Annotated in this window: 7 protein-coding genes; 6 read left to right on the top strand and 1 reads right to left on the bottom strand. The window is 69.1% G+C overall.

Annotation, left to right across the window (positions count from 1 at the left end):
* Nucleotides 1-340: 340 nt before the first annotated feature.
* Both LBC97_10655 and LBC97_10650 read left to right on the top strand, forming a co-directional pair.
* A complete protein-coding gene (locus LBC97_10655) occupies nt 341-19597 on the top strand; it encodes an Ig-like domain-containing protein (protein MDR2566489.1) in 19257 nt (6418 codons plus the stop codon).
* A 422-nt stretch (nt 19598-20019) separates the two neighbouring features.
* Nucleotides 20020-21279, top strand: coding sequence for a hypothetical protein (locus LBC97_10650; protein ID MDR2566488.1), 1260 nt, complete (start codon nt 20020-20022; stop codon nt 21277-21279).
* A gap of 520 nt (nt 21280-21799) precedes the next feature.
* Here the strand turns inward: LBC97_10650 and LBC97_10645 are convergent.
* On the bottom strand, nt 21800-21955 hold the full coding sequence (locus LBC97_10645) for a hypothetical protein (protein MDR2566487.1): 156 nt from the start codon (nt 21953-21955) through the stop codon (nt 21800-21802).
* 196 nt (nt 21956-22151) lie between these two features.
* Between LBC97_10645 and LBC97_10640 the strand changes: the two genes are divergently transcribed.
* The 4 genes from LBC97_10640 (at nt 22152) to LBC97_10625 (ending at nt 26465) form a co-directional block, all read left to right on the top strand.
* Nucleotides 22152-23231 (top strand): MoxR family ATPase, encoded by a 1080-nt coding sequence (locus LBC97_10640; GenBank protein MDR2566486.1) that lies wholly within the window; start codon nt 22152-22154, stop codon nt 23229-23231.
* 372 nt (nt 23232-23603) lie between these two features.
* Complete coding sequence (locus LBC97_10635) at nt 23604-25175, top strand: hypothetical protein (protein ID MDR2566485.1); 1572 nt, start codon at nt 23604-23606, stop codon at nt 25173-25175.
* A 153-nt stretch (nt 25176-25328) separates the two neighbouring features.
* A complete protein-coding gene (locus tag LBC97_10630; GenBank protein ID MDR2566484.1) occupies nt 25329-26117 on the top strand; it encodes a DUF2786 domain-containing protein in 789 nt (262 codons plus the stop codon).
* Nucleotides 26118-26219: 102 nt separating this feature from the next.
* Complete coding sequence (locus LBC97_10625; protein MDR2566483.1) at nt 26220-26465, top strand: AbrB/MazE/SpoVT family DNA-binding domain-containing protein; 246 nt, start codon at nt 26220-26222, stop codon at nt 26463-26465.
* The last annotated feature ends 135 nt before the right edge of the window (nt 26466-26600 follow it).

The raw sequence follows: 26600 nt of genomic DNA, 5'->3' as shown, positions 1-26600 counted from the left end.
GGGAAACGCGGGCGGTAGGATGGCATTCGCCCGAACAAGGCCCATGCCCTGAGCGGAAGGGCCCAACTAGGTATTACTACGTGATTTCGCCGGCGGCTGACACAAAACCCCAATACAGTAGACGCGATTTCCTGTGCGCTACCGCCTTGCACGCGGGAAACAGTGAGCCTCAGCACTCCTGTTCCGTTGTCCCGAAGTTTCTTGGGGACTCGTGCCGGACGGTTGTGGTTCGCGCGACCAAGGATTCGTCTCCGGCACCCCCTTTGCCGCGCAGGCCCGAAGCCCTTGGCAAACCCTGGCGATGACCGCCTGGGTCCGCACGTGCAAGGGAGTCTGCTAAATGACCACACTGGGTTCTTCCGCGCCCAATTCCGCTTTCCGTCCGGGTTTCCTGAAGCGTTTGCCGCGCTTAGCCGTGAAGCCCGTCGCCCTGCTGACGGCAGGGGCGATCGCCTTGGGCGGGGTGACGCTGGCCCAGAGTTGGATGAGCTCCAACTCCGCCAACGCGGTCACCCGCACCGGCAACTGGGCGCCAAGCCCGCCCTGGAACGGCGTGTTCGCGAAGAACCAGCTTTGGGTCAAGATCAACTCCGGCAAGGGGGCTGGCACCAACGCGAACGACCCCCGTTACGCGGTGACCTCTCGGCTGCGCGCTTTCACCAACCCCTCCGCCATCACCGGCCTCAACGGCGCGGCCGACTTGCCCGCCATGTTCGACGCCGAGGGCACGTCGCAGGGCAGCGGGGCCAGCGCCCGCGACACGATCGCCGTGGGGCCGGTGTTCAAGCACGCCCAGGACAACCGCGTCCATATGATCTCCATATCGGCCGACGGCGGCGCCACGAGCCTGTTCAAGGCGGAGGGCGACGGGAAGGTCGACGGTTCGGCCCGGGGAACCCTTCCAAACTGCGGCCTTGACAAACTGGGCGAACAATACAGCGCGGAAATCAGCGCTCGAAGCGGCTACCTGTACGCCCTGGGCGGCCGTTCGGGCCCCCAGTTCCTCGCAAACTATGTTGAAACCAAGTACGGGTCTAGGCCCCCGGAACTGAGTGGCATCACCGCCACCAACATCGGTTTCATGCCCAGGATCCTGCGGGTCGAGGAAAACGGGACCTACACCTGCCTGGCGGCCACCGACACCGTCAAAGGATTGGGTGGCCGGACCCTCTCGGAGCAGTGGAACGCCATGAGCCCGGCGAACACCTACACGGGGAACGTTTGGAGCAGCAGCGGGGACTTGGCCATCGACGCGTTTGGCGACTTCTACGTGATCGTGTACTCCGGCGGCGGTCGCTACGGTTTGATGCGAATCAACGTGCCGAGGGATTCGGCCGGCGCGTTCACCAACGAGGCCTGGACCTACGAGCTCGTCAGAGTCCTGGACGGCAGCGTGGCCTGGGCGGCGGATTTAATGGGAATGGGTTTCATGGACGGTGCCCTTTACGCCATCACCTCGGGCGGCATGATGTACCGGTGGAACACGCTGTCCGGCGCGAGCGCGGAACTTGGGTCGTCCGGCTTCAATCCGTCCGACTTCGCCAGTCCCCAGGTCGCTCCCGTGGTGAAGGGCACGGTCTACAACGACGTGGACGGTGACGGCTCTGTCGCCGGCGACCCTCCTCTGGCCGGTGCCACAATCGAATTGTGGCAGGGCGACGCCGCCAGCGGTTCGACCACTTGGACCAAGCGCGGCGAAATGCAAACCAACCTGCTGGGCAACTACACGGCGCTCTTGCCCTCGGTCAGCACCGAGTTCTTGGTGCGCCTGAAGCGTCCAACCCTGGCGGGAGTCAACGCCACCCAGAGTTACGCGAGCGCCGGGGTTTTCACCGAGGCCGGCGACACATCCTCCAACACCCTGACCGCGTTGTGCGCCCAGGGCGGAGCGGATTACGTCCCGCAGACGGTCAGCGGCCTTTGCCGCGGCGCGCGCGTTGACGGCGTTGACGCCCTGGACGGCCAGCAGGCGGGCCAGACCGGCAATCCGCTGGCCGCCACGGGCGGCGCGGCCATTGTCGCCAAGGTCACCATGACCACCGACTTGGCTCCGGTGCAGGCCGACTTCGGCGTCACCACGGCGGCGTCCTGGGGCGATGCGCCCTCTTCGTACCAAACCGCCAACGCGGAGAACGGCCCGTACGCCCACCCGCTGCGCGGCGGCCAGCCGTACCTGTTGCTCGGGTCGGCGCCCGGCCTTTACGCGGACGGCTCGCCCAGCCAGGCCGCAGATTCCCACCCGACCGATGACGGTCTGGAATTGGCCCCCTATGTGGCGGGCCGAGACGACGCCCAACTCGCGTGGGTTCCGGCGCAGGACCAGATCATGGTGGCCGGCAAGACCTACCGCTTCCGGGCCCAGGCAACTGGCGATTCCGCCGCGGTGGCGGCCAGCACCGTCCGCGCCTGGATCTCCAGCGTGAGCGGTTCCGGGGCCGTTTCGGGTTCGTTCGACTCCGAATTGTTGGGCGGCGCGGCGGGCGGCTGCGCCTCCAGGCCGGACGCGTGGGGATACGTGTACTGCAGCTACACCCCCGGGACGGGTCTGCCCGCGGGCGGGCTCGCGGCCGTCTACGCGCGGGCCCGGGTCTCATCGGATTCGGCCGTCACGGCCACCTCCCGGCCTTCGTCCAACCCGACTTCGAGCACCCCGACATCGGCTGGCGAAGTCGAGGACTACCGCCTGGGCGTGGCCGGCGCCGTGGTCCGTTTGGAGGCCCGCACCCTGGGCGGCGTGGCCGCCAATGTGAGCCTTGGCCTGGGCAACGTTTCGGGGTCGACCCCCTCTTCCAGCGCGGATGCCATCGCCACGGACGGTTCGGAGGCGTTCGCGGTCTCAAGCATTGGGCACGCCGTCGTCGACCCGGCCGGGGAGATCACCATCTCCACGAACGGGATTGGCGCGCCCGGCGCGGTCGGCCTGAACGGCTGGCAGTTGGGCACCCGGAATGAGGCCGGCCAACCGGTCGACACGTACTGCTTCGCCTCGGACACCCAGGCGGTCGTGGGCGCCTCCGTCAACGCCGCCGCCGGCGTGGTCGCCATCCCCGGCAACCAGGCCGCGCGGGACATCACCTGCCGGCTCACCTACGTCCCGGCCATGAGCGTCAGCGCCTCGTCGGTGACCGCCACGCCCTCCGACAACCAAGCGGATCCCCTGGTGGTTGGAAGCGGCGCGTCGAGCGTCCACTTGGCGGTCAACGGCCGAGTCATGAACGCCTTCGGCGCTTGGGTGGACGCGGCCCTCGAAGGCCAAGCGGTGCGCTTGACGCTGGCGCCGGGGACGGCATCGGGCATCGCCACGGGCGCCGTTCTGCAGTACTCCGCGGATGGCAGCGCCTGGACGGACGCCGGCCAGGACTACACCTGCGTCCTGGGCCAAGACGGCGGCTGCCGGTATCCGGTCCGAATCACCGCCACACGGGTTGGCGGCTATGACTTGAAAGCCCAAATCGGGACGACCTATGTCAAGAAACTCGGCGGCGGCGCGACGGACGTGGACCCGGTCAAGGTTTGGTTCAAGTCCGCCTCGCGCGGCGCGAGCGGCACCATCGATCTTGTCGACACCGAGGACCAGGTCGCCAACGCCACCACGACCGCCCAGGCGGACGCCTACACGCTGGACATCTGGCTGCAAGACGCCTTCGGCAACGACGCCGTCGGCGTACCCGCCAGCGATTTCACCCTGACCTGCGCGAATGGCCCGTCCACGGCGCCCGGGACCACCTGTCCCGCCGACGTTGGCCTGGTGTTCGGCCAAATCACCGAGGACCAGGCGGTCGCGGGTCACTACACGGTTGCGGTCTCCTCCACCAAAGCCGGCGTCAAGAACATCGGAGTCCGCGTGGACGGCGTGGCCGGCGCCTTGCCCAAAGCCGGCGCGCCAGCCCAGCTCTATGTGCAGGCCACCTTCGTGGCCGGTCCAGCAGCCGTCGGCACCTCAAGCTTCGCCATCACCTCGACCGGCTACAAGGACACCTCCGCCACCAACCACGACCAGTCGAACCTTTACCACACCGGCCTGATCACCCTGCGGGACGCGAACGGCAATCCCATCGTCGGGGCCGCCGCGACTCCTAACCCAAAGCTCACTTGGGCCGAGACGGCGCCGCCGGCCGCCAGGGTGGTCATCCAGGAGCGGACTGGCGCCGGCCAAGAGGGCACCTACACCGTCAAGATCTGGTCCCAGACCGCTGCGGATTACTCCGGCAAGCGGGTCTTGGTCAAGAACTCCGACTCCGACCTGTTCTACCTGACCGAAGCGGAGACGTTCTCCTTCGCGGAAGTCCCGCCAACGGCCGCCGATTCCTTCATGACCGTGAGCGCCAACCCGAACCAGCCCGCGAACCGCTTGGACCCCTCGCTCCCGAGCGGCCCGTGGGGCTGGCAGACAATCTGGGTGACCCTTGGGAACGCGGTCGGCAACCCGATCCAGGACGCTGAGGGCGCGCTGGTGGCGCAGTCCCCGACCAACGGCGATCCGGCGACCGGCGTGCATTACAGCGCGCCGACCGCGTTCGGGCCCGGCTATCTTGGCTGTTCCGAGCAGTTGGTCCAAGGCAAATGCGTCGAGGGCGTGTACCAGATCACGGTTCACGCCGGCCATCCCGGCGACCACCAGATCAAGGTCGCCTACGCTCCCGGCGGCACGCCGCTGTGGCTGGTGCCGGCGCAAACGACGGGGCTCGACCACGTCGTGGCGCGGTTCGTCACACCCGCCGCCAGCGCGGCCGACTCGGTGTTCGTGTTGGGCGACCCGGTGAACTTCCCCGGCGAGTCGGCCGGGGGCCAAGACGACTGGAACGACCCGGCGGACCAACCGGACGGCGGCGACTCGGTCGAGCATGCCACCAGCCTGCCGTTCCATCCGAACGTGCGAGTTTGGGACGGCGGCCGCAACAATCCCGTGGGCGAGGTGGACGTCACCTTCGCCCTCACGCCCGCGGCGCCGGGCGGAGTCTGCGCGGCCAGGTTCACGGGCAATGCCGCCTCCGTCACCGTTCAGTCCTCCGACATGGGGCGCGCCTCGGCCACCGTCAACTCTTCGACGGCGACCGAATGCGTCATCACCGCGACCATCGAAGTTGGCGGGCAAGCGGTGGGGATCCCGGGTTCGCCCAAGAAGCTGACCTGGGCTTTCTCCGAGGTTGACCACAATCTTTCCGACTACACCGTTTCGAGGGCGGACGTGCGCGCGGACGGAGTCGACACCGGCTCCGTCACGGTTCGCCTGTACGCCCTGGGCGGCGACCCGATCGACAACGCCGCCGCCGGTCTGACGCCGCGCGGCCAGCAGGGCTCGGGCCTCTCGTTCAGCGCTTTCACGCACGATGCCGCCAACCCCGGCACGTACACCGCCACCTTCACGGGCACCAAGTCGGGCGACCAGTTGGTCAATGTAGCGATCGAGGGGGTCGACCTCGGCTTGGCCAGCGGCGGGAACGCGTACGCCCACATGGTGGCCGGTCCGGCCGTCGCTGGAGCCTCGTGGCTGGTCCAACCGGACGCCGCCGCCGCCGCTGACGGCCTCGCGACTCTGCGGGTCAAAGCGCACCTGAAGGACGGCTTCGGCAACGACGCGAGCGGCACGGTGCGGTTCCACATCCCACGGGACCTCTCCGCCCTGGACGGCGCTCAGCTCATAACCGGTCCGGCGGACATCGACGTCGCGGCCGCGAACGGCTACGCCACCTTGGTGGTCAGTTCCACCAAGGCCGCCACCCACCAGGTCACCGGCGCCCTCGTGGTGGACTCGCAGACCGCCGAAGCCATCGACGTGGTCAAGAATGAGGCCGAAGACGCCGAGGTGGCCGGGGACGGCAAGGCCAACGTCACCTTCGAGGCCGGGGCCCCGGATCCGGGCCGTTCGCGCCTCACAATCCCGACCACGGGCCCTGACGGCACCCAAACCATGCTCGCGGACGGCCAGCACCCGCACACGGCGCGGGTCGAGTTGGAAGATTCGAACGGCAACCCGTCGCTCGGGGCCAAAGTGGTGTTCCACTGGTCCTTCTCAGACAACCAGAACGTTCTGCGGACCGGTTTCAGCGCCCCGATCACCCCGGTCATAAGCGCCCAGGGCCAAGCCGTCGCGGAATGGACCTTCGCCTCCACGGTGGCGAAGGAATGGACCATCACCGCCGAACTGATTGACGGCGCCAGCGGCTTTGTAGCTCCGACCACCGGCGTCAAGGCCGGTTTCCACCCGGGCGATCCCCACCCTGGTAACACTGTCGCGTCGCTGCAGGTGGGCCAGAACACGGCGCGGGCGGACGGCGCTGCGGCGGTGCCGGCCTGGATGACGGTGCAGGACCTCTTCGGCAACCCCGTGCCCAATGACGCCACCGGTTGCGGCTTCGAACTGGCTTATCCCGGCGAGGAAGGAGCCAAGTTCGAGGACGCCGCGCTGGGCGGGAAGACCGCCGGCGGCGTGGCGGCGGACGGTTCGGGCGTGTGCCTGGTCCAAATCCGCTCGTACTTCGCGGGCTCTTATCCGGTCAAGGGCATTTTCGCCGGCGCCGAATCGCAACCGCCCAGGCCGGTGGCCACCTTCTCCAATGTGACGGTCGACGCGTCGCTGTCTGATTTCTCGGTGGCGCCATGGGCGCAGAACGCCTCGCCCGCCAAAGTTGTGGCGAACGACCAGGACGCTTATGAGGTCACCGTCAACCTGAAGACCGACACGGGCGCCCTCGCCAACAACGAGGAGGCCACCGTCCATTGGCGGCTGGCCGCCGGCGGGGCCGAGTACACCCTGGTTGTGCGCACCGGCACCGGAGGCACTGTGGGACAGGCCAAAGGCTTGATCAGGACCACCGTCGCGGGCGTTTACGAGGTGTGGGTTCAGTACGCGGACGCCAAGATCCCCGTGTTGGGCTCAAGTCCCACCGCCTATGAGGCTCGGGCCGTTTTCTCGCCGGGCGACCCGGATTCGGAGGCGACCAAGGCGACATTCGACTACTCCAAGGGGAAGGTGCTGAACGACGAGGTCCAGGCGCACTGGGCGCTGGTGACGGTCAAGGACGCCTTCGGCAACTTGGTGCCGGAAGCGGACGTGACATTCACGCTGGACTCCGCCAAGTCGGCCTACTTCGTGGACTCGGAGGGCAACCGGCTCAGCAATCCGCTGACGGTGGCCTCCTCCGACACGGGTCTGGCGCGGGTCTTGCTGGTGGACTCGGAGATCGAGACCACACACTTGGTGGTCCGGCTTGGGTCGGCGAGCGGGCCCCAGGTGGGCGAGGCGGATTTCCAGTTCGCCACCGATCCGCCAAACGCCTTGGAGTCGAGCTTCGTGATCACGCCCGACCCGACTGTCGAGGCCAATTACCGCACCGCGGACGGCGTTGACCACTACACCGGCGTTGTCACTCTGTGCGACGAGCACGGCTTGAATGTGGGCGCGGGTTATCCCGTGGCGCTGGAAGTCCCCGGCGACCTGCTCGCCACTCCCGGCGGCCCATACGTCACCGACCAGAACGGCCAGGTGACCGTTCGCTTCACCACCGTCAAAGCGGACGTCTACCGGGTCAACGCGTTGATCGGCGCCGCCAAGATCGGGCCAGCCGACCAGGAGATCACGTTCGTGGCGGGCCCTGCGGTGGCGGCCAACTCCGAGTTGTCGGTGAGTTCCGGCAAGCCGCTGGCGGACGGGCAGGCGACCCACAGTGCGACCGTCAAGGTCGTGGATGCCCATGGCAACGCCGTGGCGGGCCAGGTGGTCGCTTTCACGGTCAGCGAAGGCGCCCAAGGGGTGGCCGGCCCGGAATTCACCGGCACGGGCCAGCCCCAGGCGACGGCCGCATCATGCGACCCGGGCCTTCAAGGCGCCCCCGACTGGTGCGTGGAGAAGGGCCTGGCGCGGGTTTACATAGTGTCCAACGAGCCGGGCACATTCGCGGTGGCCGCGGCTTTGGGCGCCAACCCGGTCAAACACTCGCCGTTGGACGTCATGTTCAGCGCCGGCGAACCGGATCCGGACAAGTCTTTCCGCACCGTCACCCCGGACACCGACAAGGACCCGGCCGCGAAGGTCCCGGCGTCTGGGACCGACGCCTACAGCGTCGACGTCACCGTGATTTCCGTCAACGGCATCAAGGTTGACGCGGCCGCCGTGCGCCTCACGGTGGACTCGCCTGACGTCGCCGTCAAGGACCTGGCGGGCCTGGACGCCAATGGCAGCACCAGGGCCACCGGCGTGGCGATGTCGGACCATTACGGCACCTACGCCTGGACCGCCACCAGCCTGAAAGCCGGCGTCTATTACGGCAAGGTCGAGGTGCTCACCGAGGGCAACGTCTGGCGCCAGGTGGGCGCACGGGTCGAACTGCGCTTCAAGGCCCTGGCGCCGGGCGCCGAGCATTCGTGGCTGGTCCAGCCGGACGGGACGGGCGTGGCGAACGACTCGCAAACGCTGCCCGTCAAAGTCCGGGCCTATGACAAGAACGGCAACCCCGCGGACAGCGGCACGGTCGTGTTCGCCATTCCCGCCGGAACGGCGGTGGAGGGCGTGGCCGGACCGGGGCCGGTGACTGTGGACATCGTGGACGGCGTGGCGCTAATCAACGTCCGGGCGACCGTGGCCGCCATCCATGAGATCACCGCCACCATTGGCGGCGAGCCGGTGGAGACGGTCAAGAACGCGGCCGAAGACCGGACCCTTCGGCCGGACGGCATTGTGCTGTTGGAGTTCCGCCACGGCGATCCCGCGCCGGGCAATTCGATGCTGACAATCCCCACCACGGCGGACAATCCGCCAACCAAGTTGGTTGGCGGCGCCGACAAACACCGCGCGGAAGTCGTCGTCAAGGACGCCTTCGACAACCTGGTGGCGAACGGCGCCGCCCAGGTGGCCTTTAGCTGGAGCTACACCGACAACGCCGGGCGGCTGATCACCGCCTCGACCGCCGCGAGGCCCACGCCGACCGACGCGAACGGCGTGGCCAAGTGGGAATTCGGCTCGGATGTGGCAACCACCTGGACCATCACCGCGCGCGTTGAGGGCACCTCGGCGGACGCGAACGGCTCGCCCAAACACGCCACCTTCCGCGCGGGAACCATCGACGCGGGCAAGACGCTGGCGACCTTCGACGTGGACTCCACGCTGCAAAAGCCCAACGGAGTGGCGTTCGCCTGGGCCAAGATGAGAGCGGTGGACGCCTACGGCAACCCGCTTGAAGGCGAGACCCTCGACTTCGGCCTCGAGTACACCGGCAACGGGCCCCTGTACAACGCGGCGCCCGGCGGCTCCAAGACAACCACCAGGACCTCCGGCGCGGACGGCTGGACGGAGGCGCGGATTTACTCCAACTGGGCCGGCGACTTTGACGCCTACGGCGAACTCGCAGGGACGCGGAGCGAGTACAAGCAGGTTCACTTCTCCGACGCGGTCGCGGATCCGAACACCTCTAGTTTCAAGGTCGAGGCGGCCCCGACCAACACGGTCCATCCCAAAGCCCTCGCCAACGGGGTTGAGTCCTACCAGGTCACGGTGACGCTGAGGGACTCGGAGATCCACCTCGTCAACGCGGGCTCCAGAGTCTATTTCACGCCGCAGGGCGTTCCCGGCGCGGAAGCTTTCGACGTTCAGGCGACGGGCGGCGCCCAGGGCACGGGCGTGGTCGTGGTTCCGTTCACCACCTTGAAAGCCGGCCTCTGGAAAGTCGAGGTGAAGATCGGCGACGACCCGATCGGCACCGAACTAAATCCGGCGGTCAAGGAAGCCTTGGTGGAGTTCCTGCCGCTGGAGGCGGACGCCGGCAAGTCCAAGCTGATCAGCCCGGCCTCGCCGGCCAGGGCCAACGGCATGGACACCCAGGTCGTCACCGCCGAACTGAAGGACGCCAACGGCAACGTCACCGGCGGCACGGTTGACTTCGTGATTCCGGGCGGCGTCAGCGCGCTCAAAGCGGACGGCGCCTGGACGGCCGGGCCGGGGACCGTGTCCATCCCCACCGGCGACCCGGCGGCCGGCGGCACCGCCGGCACGGCGCTGCTGGTGCTCCGGTCCACCGTCTACGACCCGTCCCAGCACCCGGTGACCGTGTATTTGATCACCGCCAGCGTGGGCGGTGTGGGCATCACGGACGGCTCGCCCGCACGGGCCCGGTTCACGAACGCCGACCTTTCCGCAGCCCAATCCGTTTTCACCATCCCTTCGACCACGGACGGCCAGGGCAATTGGGTGAAGAAGGCGGTCGTGGCCGAACACCACAATCCGACTGTGACCCTCAAGGATTCCTCCGGCAACGTCTACACGCCGCCGACCGCCGTGACCTTCTCCTACCGCCTGGAAAACACGGCGGCGTGGTCGCCGGGCCCCGTGCTCACGACTGAGAACGGCACGGCCGCATGGGGCGACTTCACCGTCACCCAAGCGGGGGTCTACGAGGTGCGGGCCACCATCGCGTCCGGCCAGATTCCGGACGGTAACACCGTCCGCCTGGCCGAATTCAAACCCGGCCCGGCCGATCCGGCGACGTCCGAATTCACCAGTTCGGCGGGCTCGAAGATCCTGCCCAACGACACCTCGGCCCACTACGCGCAGGTTGTCGTCAAGGATTCGCACGGCAACGTGCGGGAGGGCGACCTGGTCACCTTCACCCTGCCGGCCGGCGGGGACGCCCACTTCGCCACCCCCGGCTGCGACACCTGGAGTTGCGAGCTCCTCTCCTCCGACATCGGGAGGGCGCGGGTCCTGATCACCTCGGCTCGCGCCACAACGGCCCGGGTGCGGGGCTTGTTGGGCGCCGACCTGGTGGGCGAGGCCGATCTCGTGTTTGAGGCGGATCAGGCCGACGCGGCATCGTCGACCTGGAGAATCACGCCGAGCGGCACGCGGGTGGCGGACGGCGTCGAATACTTCACGGCCGAGGTCCAAGTCAACGACGCCAACGGCCTGGCCAAACAGGGCGCGCGCGTCTTGTTCGACGTGCCCGGCGCCGTGCGGGTGCTGGAACCGGAAAGCTCCTGGGTGAGCGACGCGAACGGCCAAGTCACCGTTCGGTTCGTGTCCGAAGTCGCGGACGTCTACAAGGTCAGCGCCCTGATCGGCAACGACCGGATCCGGCCAGGAGAAAAGGAGATCGAATTCGTCGCGGGCGAGATCTCCTTCGACGCGGACAAGACCTTCCTGACCGAGCCCGGATTCTCGGCGTTGGTCGGCGGCCAGGAGCAGGTCGTGGTGGCCACGGTCCAGGACGCCAAGGGCAACCCCGTGCGGGGAGCCTGGATCAAGTTCGAGGTGCCGGAGTTCACCTCCCTGGCGCCCGGCGCGTTTGACGAACTGCAAGTGGACCGCAACGGCGAGGCGCGGCTGCGGCTGGTCTCCAACAAGGCCGGCACCTACGAGGTGACGGCGCAGGCCAAGAAGGACTCGGGTGGCGCCTACCAGGCGATCGTCGGCGGCTCGCCGGCTCATGTGACCTTCACCAACCTGCCCGCCTCCCCTGGGCACTCGCGCATCTCCACGGCAGACGCCGGCCCCAAGAAGGCGGACGGCGCCGAAAGCTACACCGTCAAGGTGGAGTTGTTCGACCAATACGGCAACGAGGTCGAGGGCGCCGGCAAGGCGGTGGCCGTGACCTTCACCCTGTACACGGAGGACGGCTCGGCTCCCCAGCCGGGCGTGGCGTCGCTGGTCGAAAACACCGCGACGAACGCCCATGGCGTGGCGACCGTCCCGTTCGCCACCACCAAGGCCGGGCTCTGGAAGGCCACCGCGACCATCGCCGAGGGGCCGGTCGAGATCGGCTCGCCGCTTGCCCTGCCGTTCGTGGCCGGGCAGGCGGCGGCGGGCGCCAGCGACTTCTACGTCAGCGGCAACAACGTCCTCGCGGACGGCGAAGCCCGCCACGCGGCCTGGGTGATCGCACGGGACGTCTTCGGCAACCCGGTCCTGCCGGGCGCCGAGGTGCGGTTTGCGCTGCTTGACGAGGGCAGCCCGAACGTCCCCGGGCCCACCCTGATCCCGGCCGATGGCGTGGCCGAGGTCTGCGACTTCGAGGCCGCGCCCCAGGACAAGCCCGAATGGTGCACCGAGCCGGGCAAGGCGCAGGTGGCGATCACGTCCAAAGAGCCGGATTCCTTCCGGGTGACGGCCACCATCGACGGCCTGACCGTGCGCCGGGCGCCGCTGCCGGTCTCGTTCGAGTCAGGGCCGCCGAGCGCGGCCGAGTCCACGTACACGCTGAGCCCCGACACGGCATCGTCCAACGTTTCCGTGACGGCCACCGCTGACGGGAGCCAGACGTACACGTTGACGGCCACCATCCGGTCCGCGGCCAGGATCTTGGTGCCGGGCGCGCGGGTGCGGCTGACTGGCTTGGACCCGACCAAGGTGTTCGCCGTGGAGGGGAGTTTTGACGGCTACACCGGCGTCCCGCAGTCCGACCACTACGGCACGTACACCTGGCACCTGTATTCACCGGTGGCGGACGAGTTCACGGGGACCCTGCAAGTCGACCTCGCGACAAACGACTGGGCCGACATAGCGCCGGCGCCGTTCACGTTGCGGTTCGCCGCAGACGGAATCGACGTGGGCGAATCCTGGCTGGTGCAACCCGCCGGCTCCCGCAAAGCCGATGGCGAGGACGCTTTCGAGGTCAAAGTCCACGCCAGGGACGCCAACAGGAACGACGTTACGCAGGGGAGCGTCACCTTCACCGTTCCGCCTGGCCTGAAGGCGGTGTCCGGCGGGGCGCCCATAACTGGCGGCGCGAACGTCACCATCGCGGCGCCCATCGTGGACGGCTACGCCAAGGTCTTCTACACAACCACCGAGATCGGCGAATACACCGTCCAGGCCTCGGCTCCCGGAGGGGCCATCCTGGCGGTCAAGAACGTCACCGAACTCGCCCTGGACGGGGACCAAGACGGCAAGGTCGAGTTGGGCTTCGTCAACGGGCCGGTTAGCGCCGCCAGGTCGACGTTGACCATCCCGACCGCCGAGGGCACGCCCGGCACCAAGGTGGCCAATGGCTCGGACGCCCACAAGGCCCGCGTCGAGGCGTTCGACGAGTTCGGCAACGCCGCGAGCAGGGAAGAGATCGTCTTCGAATACGGTTACGGGACCAGTTTCAACACGGTGACGCGACTCACGGATGACAACGGCGTGGCGGAACTGGAGTTCACGTCCACCCGCGCCGTGGAGTACCGGGTGCGGGCGTTTGTCCGCGGTTCCGAGGAGGTGGGCGGCTCGCCGAAGCATGCGCGGTTCGTCCCCGGCGAGGTGGACGTCGCAAAGACGCTGGCCTCCTTCTGGGTCAACCAGACCCCGGCGCAGGCCGATGGCGTTGCGCAGGTTGAGGCCCGGGTCAAGGTCCAAGACGCCAACGGCAACGGCGTGGACGGGTATGAGATCGGGTTCCGGGTCGGAACGGACCTGGCGGACGCGACTCTCCAGGCCTACCTCGCCCCCATCGATGACTTGAAGACTCAATTGGGCGTGCTCTCCGCCACCGTCGCGGGCGAGGCGGGCATCGCCACCCTCGGCGTGGTTTCCCGCTGGCCGGGCGACTATCCGGTCGTCGCGTTGATCGGGCCTGACGAGACCGCGCCCAAACTGGCGCACTTCACCAGGGACGCGGTCAGCGCGAAGCATTCGTGGTTCTCGGTCGCGCCCAAGCCGGGCAACGCCGGCGATCCGGCTTTGGCTGACGGGGCGGATGCCTACCGGGTGTCGGTCCAAGTCCGGAACCCGTCCAACACGCCGGTGAACTTGGGCGGCGAGGTGCATCTGACTCCCGTCGCGGGCGGGACGCCCGCTATCTACCCGTTCACCGCGGGTGCCGACGGGGCACCCGTGGGGACCGCCTCGGTCGACGTCTCGACGCTGGCCGCGGGCGACTATTGGGTGGCGGTCAAAGTCGGCGACGAGTCTTTGGCGACCGAGCCGGACGGCCAGATCATCCGGGTCCAGGTGGCCTTCCAGGCCGGTCCCGCCTTCGCGGGCACGTCCTTCCTGACCGGGCCGTTGGCGCCCGCGCAGGCGGACGGCGTGCAGACCCAGGTGATCACTGCGACCGTGCGGGACGCGAACGGCAACCCCTTGCTGGGCAAGCCGGTCGTGTTCGCCATCCCGGCGGACGTGCAGGCGGTGGTGGGCGGCTTGTTGCTGTCCGGCCCCACCGTGACACTGACCACCGCCTCGGCCGGCGACGCGGCGGGCGTCGCCACGTTGACTCTGGTGTCCACCAAGGTGGGCGAATACCCGGTGACGGCGACGCAGAACGGGCTCAGTATTCCGGAGGGCGGCCGGCCGGCTGTGGCGCGGTTCGTCAACGCGGACCTGTCGCTGGCTGGCTCGCTGTTCACCATTCCGACCGCGACCGACGCGCAGGGCAACACCGTCAAGAAGGAAGTTTTGCGGGAATACCACCATCCGACGGTGACGCTCTACGACGTGTCCGGCAATCTTTACACGCCGCAAGTTCCGATCGCGTTCTCCTACCGCCTTCAGGGCAGCGGCGTGTGGACGCCCGGCCCGACCATTGACACGGTGGGCGGGACCGCCGTCTGGACCGGCTTCACCGTCCGGCAGGCGGGAGTCTACGAGGTTCGGGCGAACGCCCCCTCTGGGCAGGTCCCCGAGCCGGACGCCGTGCGGCTGGCCGAGTTCAAACACGGTCCGGCCGACGCGGGCGCGTCGGCGTTCACCACGTCCCAGGGCGAGGTCTTGCCGGACGGCAAGGCGACGCACTACGGGCAGGTTGTGGTGAAGGACGCCTACGGCAATCTGATCGAGGACGAGCCGGTCACCTTCACCTTGCCCGCCGGCGATCCGGCGCAGTTCGTGGCGGCGGGCCCCGAATGCCAGCCGAAGTCTTGCGTGCTCAAGTCCTCGGCCACGGGGCAGGCGCGGGCCTATCTGACCGCCACGGCCGAAGTCACGACGCGCGTGCGCGGGCTGCTGGACGCCACTTTGGTGGGCGAAGGCGACGTGGTCTTCGCAGCGGAGCCGGCCCTGGCCGAGAACTCGCGGTGGACCATCACCCCGGACGGCACGCGGGTGGCGGACGGGGTCGAGTTCTTCACGGCGACCGTTGTGACGAAGGGCCCAAGCGACCTGGCCAAGCCCGGCACGCGGGTTGGATTTGAGGTGCCCCCGGCCGTCCGGATCACGGAGCCGCCGGCGGACTGGGTGAGCGACTCGAACGGCGAGTTGACCGTCCACTTCACCTCGTTGACGGCGGGCGTCTACACGGTCAACGCCCTGATCGGCGCGGACAAGATCCGCAGAATCGACCAGGAGATCCAGTTCGTGGCCGGGGACATCTCCTTCGACCCGAACCGGACCTTCCTGACTCCGCCCAGGTCCTCGGCGATCGCCAATGGGAGCGACGAACAGGTCGTGGTGGCGACCGTTCAAGACGCCCAGGGCAACCCCGTGCTGGGCGCTTGGGTCAAGTTCGCGGTTCCGGAGGGCACTTCCCTGGCGGCCGGGACATCGGACGAACTGGAAGTGGACGAACGGGGCGAGGCGCGGTTGCGTTTGGTTTCGACCGTTGCCGCCTCCTACGAGGTGACCGCGCAGGCGAAGAAGGGCGTCGGCGGGAACTACGAGCCCATCACCGGGAACTCGCCCGCCGCCGTCAACTTCGTGGCCGGCCCAGTCTCCGCCGCGCATTCGCGGATCTGGACCGACGACGTCGGCCCCAAGAGGGTTGGCGGGGCCGAGTCGTACCTGGTCAAGGTCGAGTTGCGCGACGAATTCGGCAACACGGTCCTCCGGTCGGGGAACGACGTGGCCTTCCGGTTTGAATTGGCCGGCCAGCCCACCGTGGAGCGGAACGCGCAGACCGCCGGAAACGGGGTGGCAAGCTTCGCTTTCGCCACGAACGCGGCGGGGGAGTGGCTCGGCACCGCGAAGTACGGCGGCGCCGCCGTTGGCGCCGGCGCGGACTCCTCGGTCAGGCTGCTCTTCGTCCACTCCGACCCGGACGTGTCGGGGGCGTCGAGCTTCGGCGTCAGCGGCGGGACGCCGCTGGCGGACGGGATCCAGGCGCACAGCGCCTGGGCGGTCATCCGCGATGTCCACGGCAATCCGGTCCCCGACGTTTGGGTCGACTTCACGGTCGGCATCGGGAACCCGCAAATCGCCGGTCCCGTGCTGGACTCGGGCGAGGCGGCCAAGTCCCTGCGGACCGACAAGGACGGCCGCGCCGCCGCCGCCATCACCTCGAACGAGCCGGGCACCTTCCAAGTGTCCGGGGCGGTCGCGGGCGTGGCCGTGAACGGGTCGCCGAAGGACGTCCAGTTCGGGACCGGCGCCCCGGACGCGCTCCATTCCTCCTACACTCTGGCGCCGGACACCGCCGGGCCGGGCAACGCGAACGTGTCCCAGACCGCCAGCGGTCTGGCGGCGGACGCCTACGTCCTCACCGCCGTTGTCAGGGACGGTGCCGACTTGCTGGTGCCCGGAGCGGCGGTGCGGGTGATCGGGCTCCCGTCCGACGTCCTCTCGGACAAGGACCTGTCCGGTCCGCTGGTGGCGACCGGGACTCCGGCCGACGCGGCGACCTACGGCAAGTTCGCCTGGCAGTTGTACAGCGCCAAAGCCGGGATCTACACCGGCAAACTGCAGGTGTACACCCAAGGCGCGTGGCACGACATCGGCGGGCCGTTCGAACTCCGCTTCCGGGCGGGCGCGATCGATCCGGATGGCTCCTGGCTGGTCGAGCCGGGCACGCCGGCGCCGGCGGACGGAGTCGCCACTTTGACCGTGGCGGCGAAACTCCATGACGCCAACGGCAACCCGGCCGACTCGGGAACGGTGGTGTTCCACATTCCGGCCGGCGTGACGGCCAACGGGGGGGCCAATTCGGTGGCTGGTCCGTGTGATGTGGAGGTCGACGTGGCCGGCGGAGTGGCGTCGATCCGGGTCGCCGCAAACGCCGTGGGGAGCTTCACCGTCACCGCGGGGCTGAAGGGGAGCCCCGAGCAGGCGATCTGGTTGGTCAAGAACGCGTCCGAGGACGCGACCGTCAACACCTCCGGCCAGGTGACTGTCAGGTTCACGAACACGGCGATCTCCGCCCAGGCCTCGGAGCTGTCGATCCCAACGGCCGGGGACCAGGTGTTGGTGGGCGGGCCGACCCACACCGCGCAGGTCCTGGTCAAAGACACGCAAGGTCACGTGGTTCCGGGCGCCCAGGTCAAGTTCCAGTACACCCCCGGCAGCAACGCGGGGCCGCACGCGGCCGACTACGCGCCCAACTCCCTGGCGTGGACAACGCACGCGACCGCCTCCCAGGCCGTCTCCAACGCGGACGGGGTAGCGCGGGTCGCCTTCCCGGCCGACGTCACTTTGGCCGGGGCGCACGTCGCCCAATGGATCTGGGTGCAGGCGTTTGTCGAGGTGGACGGGCTCTTCAGGCCGGTCGGCCAAGCCGAGCCGGCGCCGGCGCATCCGCAAGCGCTGAAGGGCGCGGAGTTCCGGGCCCATCCAACGGTCTCCTTGGAGAACACCGTGTTCGAGACGTTTGAGGACGCGGTGGCGAACGACGGGCTGGAGCGGTCCTGGGCGCGGGTGTTCGTGGCCGACCAATACGGCAACGGCATCCCGGGCCGCGACGTGGCGTTTGAGCTTCCGGCCAGCCAGGCCGGGGCGCTCGGCACGCCGGAGTTCGTGGAAACGGGCGGCCCCGGCGGCGCGAAGCGCGTGACTGTGACCACTTGCGCGGCCAACCTGGGGACGGTCCCCGAGGAATGCAAGCGCGACGGCGTTTACACTCCAGGCTTGGCGTACGTGGCGATCACGTCGCTTTACGAGGGCGTGTTCCCGGTTTCGGCGGTGGTGGCGGACGCCGGTTCACCGATCGCGCTGGGCCAGCGGCCGGTCAGGTTCGACGCGGGCGCCGGCGTGGCCGCCGCCTCTTCGTTCACGCTCGAAAGGACCGATTCGTCGACGCCCATTGTGCGCGCCAATGGCGAGGACTCTTACACGCTCACGGTCACGGTCATGAACGGCCTGGCCGGAGCGGCGTCACGGCCGGTTTCCGGCGAATGCGTGGTCCCGCAGTTGCCAAACTCGGTGAACGTCAAGACGCCAGGGCCGCCGGTGGGCGCCTGCGCGACCCCAGGGTCGTATGAGACCGATCTGAACGGCCGGGTCGCGTTCCAGTTGGTGTCGACAACGGCCGGCACGGTGAGCGTCGGCGCCAAACTGGGCGCCTCCAGCATTCCGACGGAAGCCGGCGGCTTGGTCTACACCCGCCAGGCGGTCTTCGTGGGCGGGGCGCCCGCGGCCACGATGACCGAGCTGACCAGCCCCAGCAGGCCTGCGCGCGCGGATGACCCAGCCGGCCAAACCGTGACCGCCACCGTGCGGGATCAGTTCGGCAACCTGGCGTCCTGCTGGAGCCCCGCGTGGGAGCAGATCCCGTGCGAGATCGAGTTCGCCTTCCCGGCGGGCACCTGGGTGGGGTCCGGCGGCGCCCGCACCGAGGGTCCCGGCGTGGTGGCCGCCCAAACCGGCCTGCCAGACTTTGGGGCGGCCATCCAACCCGCCGGCGCCGGCCAGGCGGCCGTCACCTTCTTGGGCGTCGAAGGGTACTTCGACGTCACGGCCAAGGTGTTCGGGGCGCCTGTGGAGTTGGCGGACAGCGTGCGATCGGCTCCAGGCGTGGCCGCGCCCGCGCACATCCGATTCACGGATGCGACAAGTCCCGGCCAGCCGGAGGTGTACCCGTCGGATGGCGGGCACGTCGACGGGAAGGTCGCGGAGGAGGATCTGGGCGACGCCGCCGAAGGGGAGCTGGTTGTGGTCATCACCGACGAGGACGGGAACGTGGTCGCCACGTGTCCGGTCGCCGCCGACGGGACTTTCGATTGTCCGCTCAGCCCAAGGCAGCCGGACGGAACAGAGCTGCATGTCGTGATCGAGGATCCGGCCGGCAACGACTCCGATCCGGCGGAGGTGGTGGTGGACACCACGCCTCCGGGAATCCCGGTGCCGAAACCCACCGACGGCACAGAGCTGACCGGCAGGGGCGACAGCGAAGGCGACACGATCATCGTGAAAAACCCTGATGGGATTGTGCTTTGCGTCACCACCGTCGGCGAGGAGCCAGGGCGGACTTGGTCCTGCGAGTTGGAGCCGCCGGCAGCAGAGGGCGACATGTTGATCATCGTGGAGGAAGACGCCGCCCACAACCAGGTGTCGCGGCCGTGGCGGGCCGGGGTTCCCGAGCTGCGGATGGCGAAGGCCACCCTCTGCGCGGGCGACAGGCAGGTCCTCGCGGCGACCAACTTCCAGCCAAACGAAGAGGTCGCCATTGCCGTCAACGGCGAGGCGGTGACCACGGTGACCGCCAACGCCGACGGCGCTCTGACCGTCGAGTGGCTGACGTCGACCGCGACCGGGGAGGGCGAGCAAGTTGTGACCCTGACGGGTCCGCTTTCCGGAGACTGGGCGGGGGGCTATGACGCCTCCGCGTGTAAAGCGCCCCCGCCTCCGCCGACCCCACCCCAGCTACCGTTCACCGGCGCAGACGGGCTGGTCGGTTTGACCGGCGCGGGACTTGGTCTGCTGCTGGCTGGCTTCTTCCTGCTCGTCGCGGCAAGACGGCGTGGGCGGGAGCCTGAAGAAATCCGGTAGTTGGGTGCGCCGGGGGAGTCGCCACCCCCGGCGCCGGTGGATCCCGCCCGCGGCCAGGTTTCCCCTGGCCGCGGGCGGGAGCAAGAATGAAAGCGGGGCGGCCCCAGAATTAACTGGGACCGCCCCTTTTTGGTTCACCTTCCGGGCCGCCCTTCCCGTCCGGCGAACGTGTGCGCACACCTTTTCCAACACCGCCGCCGGGGCTGCTATTCCGATTTGGGCAAACAAATCTCGCACATTCCGCTCCGGCGGCGGCACGCAGCCCTTTGGGCCCGAACCCCGGGCCGCCGCCCCCAGGCCAAGCGGTAGGCTGTCTGGCGCGATCGTCCCGGACCGCCACAACCCGACCAGGAGCCCCCATGTCCTCCCTTTACGAGGCGGCACGCGCTGTGCGGCCGCGGCGCCAAGGCTAGGCGCCGGCCGTGCGGTCATACCTGGACGCGCTGCGAACCAAAGGCGCCAAGAGGTTCGTCGTCGCGGGGTTGATGGTGCGTTTCCCGGCGGCGATGGTCGGGATCGGCATCACAATGATGATCAGCGGGCTCTATGGCGAGTACGCGCTGGCGGGCGTGGTCACGGCCGCGCACACGATCGCGTTCGCGGTGGGCGCGCCTATAGTCGGCCGCTTGATCGACCGGTTCGGGCAGGCCAGCGTGGGCTACCCGCTGATCGCGGTGTTTGTGGTCGCGGCGGCGGGGCTCACAATTGTGGCCCGCCTCAGTGGACCCTGGCCGGCCCTGGTGGCGTGCGCCACCGTGACCGGCTTCACGAGCTTCCCGGTCGGGGCGCTGACCCGCTCCCGGTGGAGCCATCTGCTCTTGGGCGGGAAGGCGGCCACGCCCGCCAGGCGCGACCGGCTCCAGACCGCCTTCGCGCTGGAATCGGTGTTGGACGAGGTCGCCTGGATTTTCGCTCCTACTTTCACCACGGTGTGCGCCACGATGGCTTGGCCGGTCATGGGTGTCCGCCCGGAGGCGGGCGTGGTCGCGCTGATCGCGTTGATGGCGTTCGCCGGCCCGCTGTTCCTGTCCGCACGGGGGTCCGAGCCGCCCACCCGGCGCCATGAGCACAGCGGCAGCGCGATCCGGTCGCGCGGCGTGTGGGTGGTCGCGGTTGTGTTCGTCGGGGTCGGCCTCCTGTTCGGGGCCAACAACATCACCTTGGTGGCGATGTGCGAGTCGCTGGGCAACAAGGCGCTCGCCGGCCCGGTGGGTGCCGCGGGTTCGTTCGCGGCGCTGTGCGGAGCCCTCTGGTACGGCTCGCGGCGTTGGCGCGCGCCGCTGCACCGGCGGTTCGTCATCGGCCTGTTCGCCCTGACCGGCGCGGCCGTGTTGTTCCTGGCGGCGCGGGACTACTGGTCGATAGCAGTCGTGTCATTCTGTTTCGGCCTGGCCATTGGGCCCACGTTCGTGGGCGGCAACGCGCTGATCGAGTCGCTGGTCCCGCGCGAGAACCTGACCGAGGGCCTGACTTGGATCGGGACCGCGGTGGGGGTCGGCATGGCCGCCGGTGCAGCGGTCGCGGGCCGGGTGGTGGACGGCCACGGGGCGCACTCTGGGTACTGGGTGGTTTGCGCCGGCGCCATCGCCGCGATGGGCGTTGCCACGTTCAGCGGCGCCCGGCTGAGCCGCCGCCACGCCCCCGCGCCCCGCCCGGAGCCCAGCCCCTGCGGCCGCCAGTAGCGCCAACGTTGCCCGATGCCGTCCGCCGAGCCACGCCGCGCGGTCCGGCTTCGCGCGTCACACCGCCCCGGCACCGGGCCCAACGCACCTTGGAACGGGGCGCCGCCGGTCCGTAGGGTGGGAATGTCGCCCCAGCCTAGGCAGCCGGAGCGGCGGAAACCTGTCCCCAGCAGGGGCCGTCCTCGCCTGCGCGCGGCTGAAAGGGGTGCGCTGTGGCACCAGCAAACATGGCGGCCGACATTCGACGGCGTGGGCTCCGGGCTGACCGGCGGTCGCACGCGAGCGGTGGAGGCGCTGGTCGCGGACCTGAGACGCCAGCCAGGCGCGGCAAGTTGGCGACTGTGCTCTTGAGCGTCGCGCTAACTCTGGGGCCGGCCGGGGTGGTTGTCTTGGCGTCACGGAATCGGCAGCCGGCTGTGGAGGCCACGCAACTGCCGGACGCCGGGCGAAGCGCCGGGCCGCAGGGCCCTCGCGGACCCAGGCCGGCCTATTCCACGACCGCGCGAGAGCAGGCCACGCTTCACGCGCAGGCGACCGGCACGGTGGGCTCGACCCGCCCGCCGTGGATCGGCGAGGACGAAGGCCCGTTGGCGAACTGGCTCACCGCCTTGATGTCGATGGCCTCGGCGACCTGGCGAGCGCCCGGCGCCCCAATGTGGGCGCGGCAAGACGCCAATGGCGCAGGCGACCTGGTGAACGGCCCCGGGGAAGGACGGCGCGAAGGCGCTGGGGCACGGAGCCCGGCCGCGTCGGCCAGGGCGGGCGAGAGTCGTGAACAATGGGCCACAAAGGGCGCGACGAACGCGATTTGGGATGGGCGGCGGCTGGGCTCTTGACACGCCGCAGAGCACAGGCGGTAGGGTTGCGGACTCGTGGATTCAACGATCACGGTGACGCCGGCCGAGCTCCCGGACCTGCTGCTTCATGTGGCGACCGTCCGGCCCGTGTTCATCTGGGGCGCTCCTGGGATTGGCAAGTCGGCGCTGGTGCGCCGCTTCGCCGCAGACCTTGGCCTGCCCTGTGAGACTCTGCTCGGCACCCAGTTGGCGCCGGAGGACTTGATCGGGGTTCCGCAACTGGTCGAAGGCGATGACGGAATGACGCGTTCGCGCTTCGCGCCGCCCACGGCGATCGCCCAAACCGAGCCCTTTTGCCTGTTCCTCGACGAACTCAACGCCTCCTCCCCGGACGTGCAGAAGGCGATGTACTCTCTGGTTTTGGACAGGCGGCTGGGGGAGCTCCAATTGCCGGAGGATTCTGTGGTGATCGGGGCGGGCAATCGCGCGACGGATTCGGCGTTAGCGCGCCCGATGGCGTCCGCGCTGGTCAACCGGATGGTCCACGTTCACCTGCGGGCGGATCCGGCCGATTGGCTCGCCTGGGCGGCGCGCGAGGGGCTGCACCCGCTGATCATCCAGTACTTGACCGAGCGCCCAGGGCATCTGTGGTCGCCGGCGCCAAAGGCGCAAGAGCCGTTTTCGACTCCCCGCTCCTGGCATATCCTGTCCGACTGTCTGGCCTCTTATCCGGACGACAACTGGTCCGACCACACCCTGGAGGTTCTGACCGGCGGTTTGCTGACCGCCCAGCACGGTTCGGCCTTCCGAGCCTGGATCAAGGTGATCCGCAACCGCCATTCACTTGAGCCGATCATCAAGGGCGAGGTCGGATGGCCGGTCGGCCTTGAAGACCGCGACGTGCTCTATTTCCTGGCGGACAACTTCCGCGAGCGGTTGATCCGCCAGCTTCCGGCGACAAAAGCCGGCGGCTCCGCCGCCGCCAAGCAGTTCGCCCACCGGTCTAAGGCGATGTTGACCTCGCTGGCCGAGATCTCGTTGGAAATGGCCCAATTGGTGGTGGCGAACGACTCGGACGGAAAGCCGGTCTTGCCGGCCTGGTACCTGGTCGAAGTGGTGCGGGACCTTCCGCGTCTGGCCCAGGCCCGGTCGTGACGGTCAGAGGGCGCTTGCCGGGGAGCGTTGGGCGGCGAGTTGGCGGCGGCTAGGACGTCTCGGTCACGCGCCGCCGAGGTAGCGCGGATGGAAGGCCTGGACCTGGCGAGAAGCAACGCCGTCATAGGGGCGGTGATCCACGGTGTGGCTGCTTTGCTCGAGCCGGCGGCTGATCCGGCGGCGACCGGCGGAAGGTGGGAAGCCGACGGGCCATCCGCGCCAACTGGTGGCAAAGGGGTAAGCAGGCGCGGCGGCCCCCAGCCGTTCTGGGCCAAGCTGGAAGTGTCGGAATCCCGTTGGAGCCGAAACAACGCGAGATTCTGCATTCGGCACCACCCGACCCGTCTGGCCAGTCCCGAAGAATGGTGCTGGGTGTTTTCCCACCTCCTGTTGCACGCGGGCATGAACCATAGCGATCCGGCCACGACCGCCAGCCCCGCCCGCGATCCGGCCCATCACGCGGCCGCCTGCCTGGCCGTCAACCGCCTGTTGGCCGCGCTCGGCATCGGCCGGGCGCCGTTCGACCTGCCGAATGACCCGTCAGGAGACGAGGCGCGGCTGGCCGCCTGCTGGCGGGCGGACGGTCTGCCCGCCGAGTGCACCGGCGGCGGGACCGCCGGCACCCTGCCAGACGTGACTGGTTTGGTGATCGCCGCGGAAGGCGATGAAGGCAAGCGCATCTCCGGGCTGCTGGCGGCCGGGTTGGCGCGGGCCGTCACCGGCGCGGTCGAGGCGGCGGGCGGCATCGTGCAAGACGCGGCCGGCCGACCGGGCAAACAGCCGTGGGACGTGGCGATGGGATGGTTTACGTCATCGTTTCCGCTGATGGGCGGCCTGGCGGCCGGCTTCGCCGTGGTTGCCGACGCGGACTTGTGCCGCCGCGAGAAGATCTCGATCGCGGCGGTGGGCCCGGCTGTGGCGGAAATCTACGTCAACCCGCTGGCCGGGCTAACGCGCAGCGAATGGGTGTTCGTGTTGGGGCATGAGATGCTGCACGCGGGGCTGCGGCACGGGGCGCGGGCGCTGGGACGGGACCCGTACCTGTGGAACGTTGCGGCGGACTACGTGGTCAACGGCTGGTTGGCGGAACTCGGCATCGGCGAGATGCCGAACGGGGCGCTGCACGACCCGGCGTTGAGGGGTCTGTCGGCAGAGGCCGTCTACGAGCGGATCGCCACCGACGCCAGGCGGTTCCGGAAGCTGGCCACGCTGCGGGGCGTGCCGGTGGGCGACATCCTGGGTGAGTCGCTGCCCCACGCGGGCGAGCAACTGGGCGGCATCGGCCTGGACGAGTTCTACCGGCGGGCGCTGACGACCGGTTTGGCCTACCACCAGGCGTCCGGACGGGGCCTGCTGCCGAGCGGCCTGGTTGAGGAGATCAGGGTGCTCGACCAGCCGCCCATCAGCTGGGACGTGGCGCTGGCGCGCTGGTTCGAGACCCACGTGCGGTCGCCGGAGCCACGGCGGAGCTACGCGCGTCCTTCCCGCAGGCAGGCCGCGTCGCCGGGGATCATCCGGCCCGGCCGGTTCTTTCCGGAGTCGGCCGAGTTGGAATGCACCTTCGGCGTGGTGCTGGACACCTCGGGATCCATGCCCCGCCAACTGCTGGGCAAGGCCCTCGGAGCGATCGCGGCCTACGCGGGCGCCAAGGACGTGCCGGCCGCGCGGGTGGTGTTCTGCGACGCCACCTGGTACGACGCGGGTTATCTCCCGGTCGACCAGATCGCCGGCCGGGTCCGGATCCGGGGCCGGGGCGGCACCGTCCTCCAGCCGGCGGTCCGGTTTCTCGAGAAGGCCCCCGACTTCCCCGCCGACGGGCCCATCTTGATCATCACGGACGGCGCGTGCGACCGTCTCCGGGTCGCCCGCCAACACGCGTACCTGATTCCGGCGGGTGCCTCGTTGCCTTTCGCTCCGGCCGGCCCGGTCTTCCGTGTCGCCTGAGCGTTGGCTTTGGCAGTTGGCCGATGCCGTTCGGGCGGCCCCGGCGGGTCACCAGCCCCGGTGGCGGCGTCCGGCCGCTGGCTACCCGGGAAGTCGGGTCGTCAGCCGTCAGGGGTAGGCAGGCTGTCAGAGCCTGGTGACATCATGAAAGACATGAGCCAACAGGCCTCGCGTGCCGCCGTCATTGAACGAATCACCCGCCTCATGGCGTTGTCCGACTCGCCGCATGAGGCGGAGGCGGCCCTCGCCGCCGAGCGCGCCACGAAGTTGATGCTCCAATGGGTGGTGGATGAGGCGGAGCTGGCCGGCGGCGGTCAGGCGGAGGAGCCGACCACGGTGCTGGTCGCCCTCCCGGGGGACAAGGCCGGCCTGTTCGAGTTGTTCCTGTTGCTGGAGGCGGTGGCGCGGGCCCACGGGTGCCTGGCCTTCTTCCACCGCGACGGGTACGCCCGCCGGGGATCCCGTGCGATCGCCAGGAGCGCGACTTTGGCGGGGTTCGCGGCGGAGGTCGCCGCGGTGCAGCAGCTCTTCGCCATGCTCGCAGCGGTCATGGCGGCGGACCTGCGCCGCGACTGGCGCAGGCTTCTGGCCAAGGCGGAGGCCGAGGTGAGGGCGGATCTCGCCGCGCGCGGGTTGGACGCCGACGTGCGGTTGTCCAGTCGCGGCTACGCCGCCTACCGGCGGGGCTTCTACAAGGGGTTCATCGCGCGGATCGCCGCCCGTCTGGACGCGGCGCGGACGGAGGTGGAACAGGCCCAGGCGGGGACCGGGAAGGCGTTGGTTCTCACCGGCCGTCAGGAGCGGGTGGCCAACTGGGTCGAGGGCAACATGGACACTTCCACCGAGCAAATCCGGGCCGCTCGCATGTCCCAGGCCGGTTGGGAGGCCGGAGCGGCCAGCGGCGACCGCGCTTCGCTGGGTTTCGACCTCTTGCCGGCCTGATTCGGGGCGCGTTCATTGGTCGAATGCGGGCGCGAGGGCCGGCGCCGGCTTGTGCGGCGCCCGCGTGCTCCTTACAATCGGAAAGGGAGGGAGGTGGCTGCCGTGCCAACAGCGACCATGACCACGAAAGGCCAGATAACAGTCCCAGCCGCAGTGCGGGAGAAGCTGGGTTTGGAGGCCGGAAGCAGGGTCGATTTCACCGAACAGGATGGCGGTTACCTGATCTCCGTCAGAACGGTCCGGGCAGCCGACCTGGCCGGGGCGCTCCCCAAGCCCGCTCGTCCGGTTTCACTTGAGGAGATGGACCGTGCCATAGCGGATGGCGCCATTGCGAGCGCCGCGCTGTGATCGGGCTCGACACGAATGTGATCGTCCGGCACTTGACCGATGACGACCCGGAACAGTCGCCAAGGGCGCACGCACTGTTTGAATCCTTGACAAGGGCGAACCCGGGCGCCATATCGCTGGTGGCTCTGGCCGAGA

The organism is Bifidobacteriaceae bacterium, assembly GCA_031281585.1.
Lineage (GTDB): Bacteria > Actinomycetota > Actinomycetes > Actinomycetales > WQXJ01 > JAIRTF01.
Note: the sequence above shows the minus strand (reverse complement) of the source record. Positions and strands in the feature narration are given on the sequence as shown.

What these genes read in the sequence shown, in the direction of transcription:
- LBC97_10630 (MDR2566484.1), top strand. Translation starts at nt 25,329, where the DNA reads ATGAGCCAACAGGCCTCGCGTGCCGCCGTCATTGAACGAATCACCCGC.
- LBC97_10655 (MDR2566489.1), top strand. Translation starts at nt 341, where the DNA reads ATGACCACACTGGGTTCTTCCGCGCCCAATTCCGCTTTCCGTCCGGGT.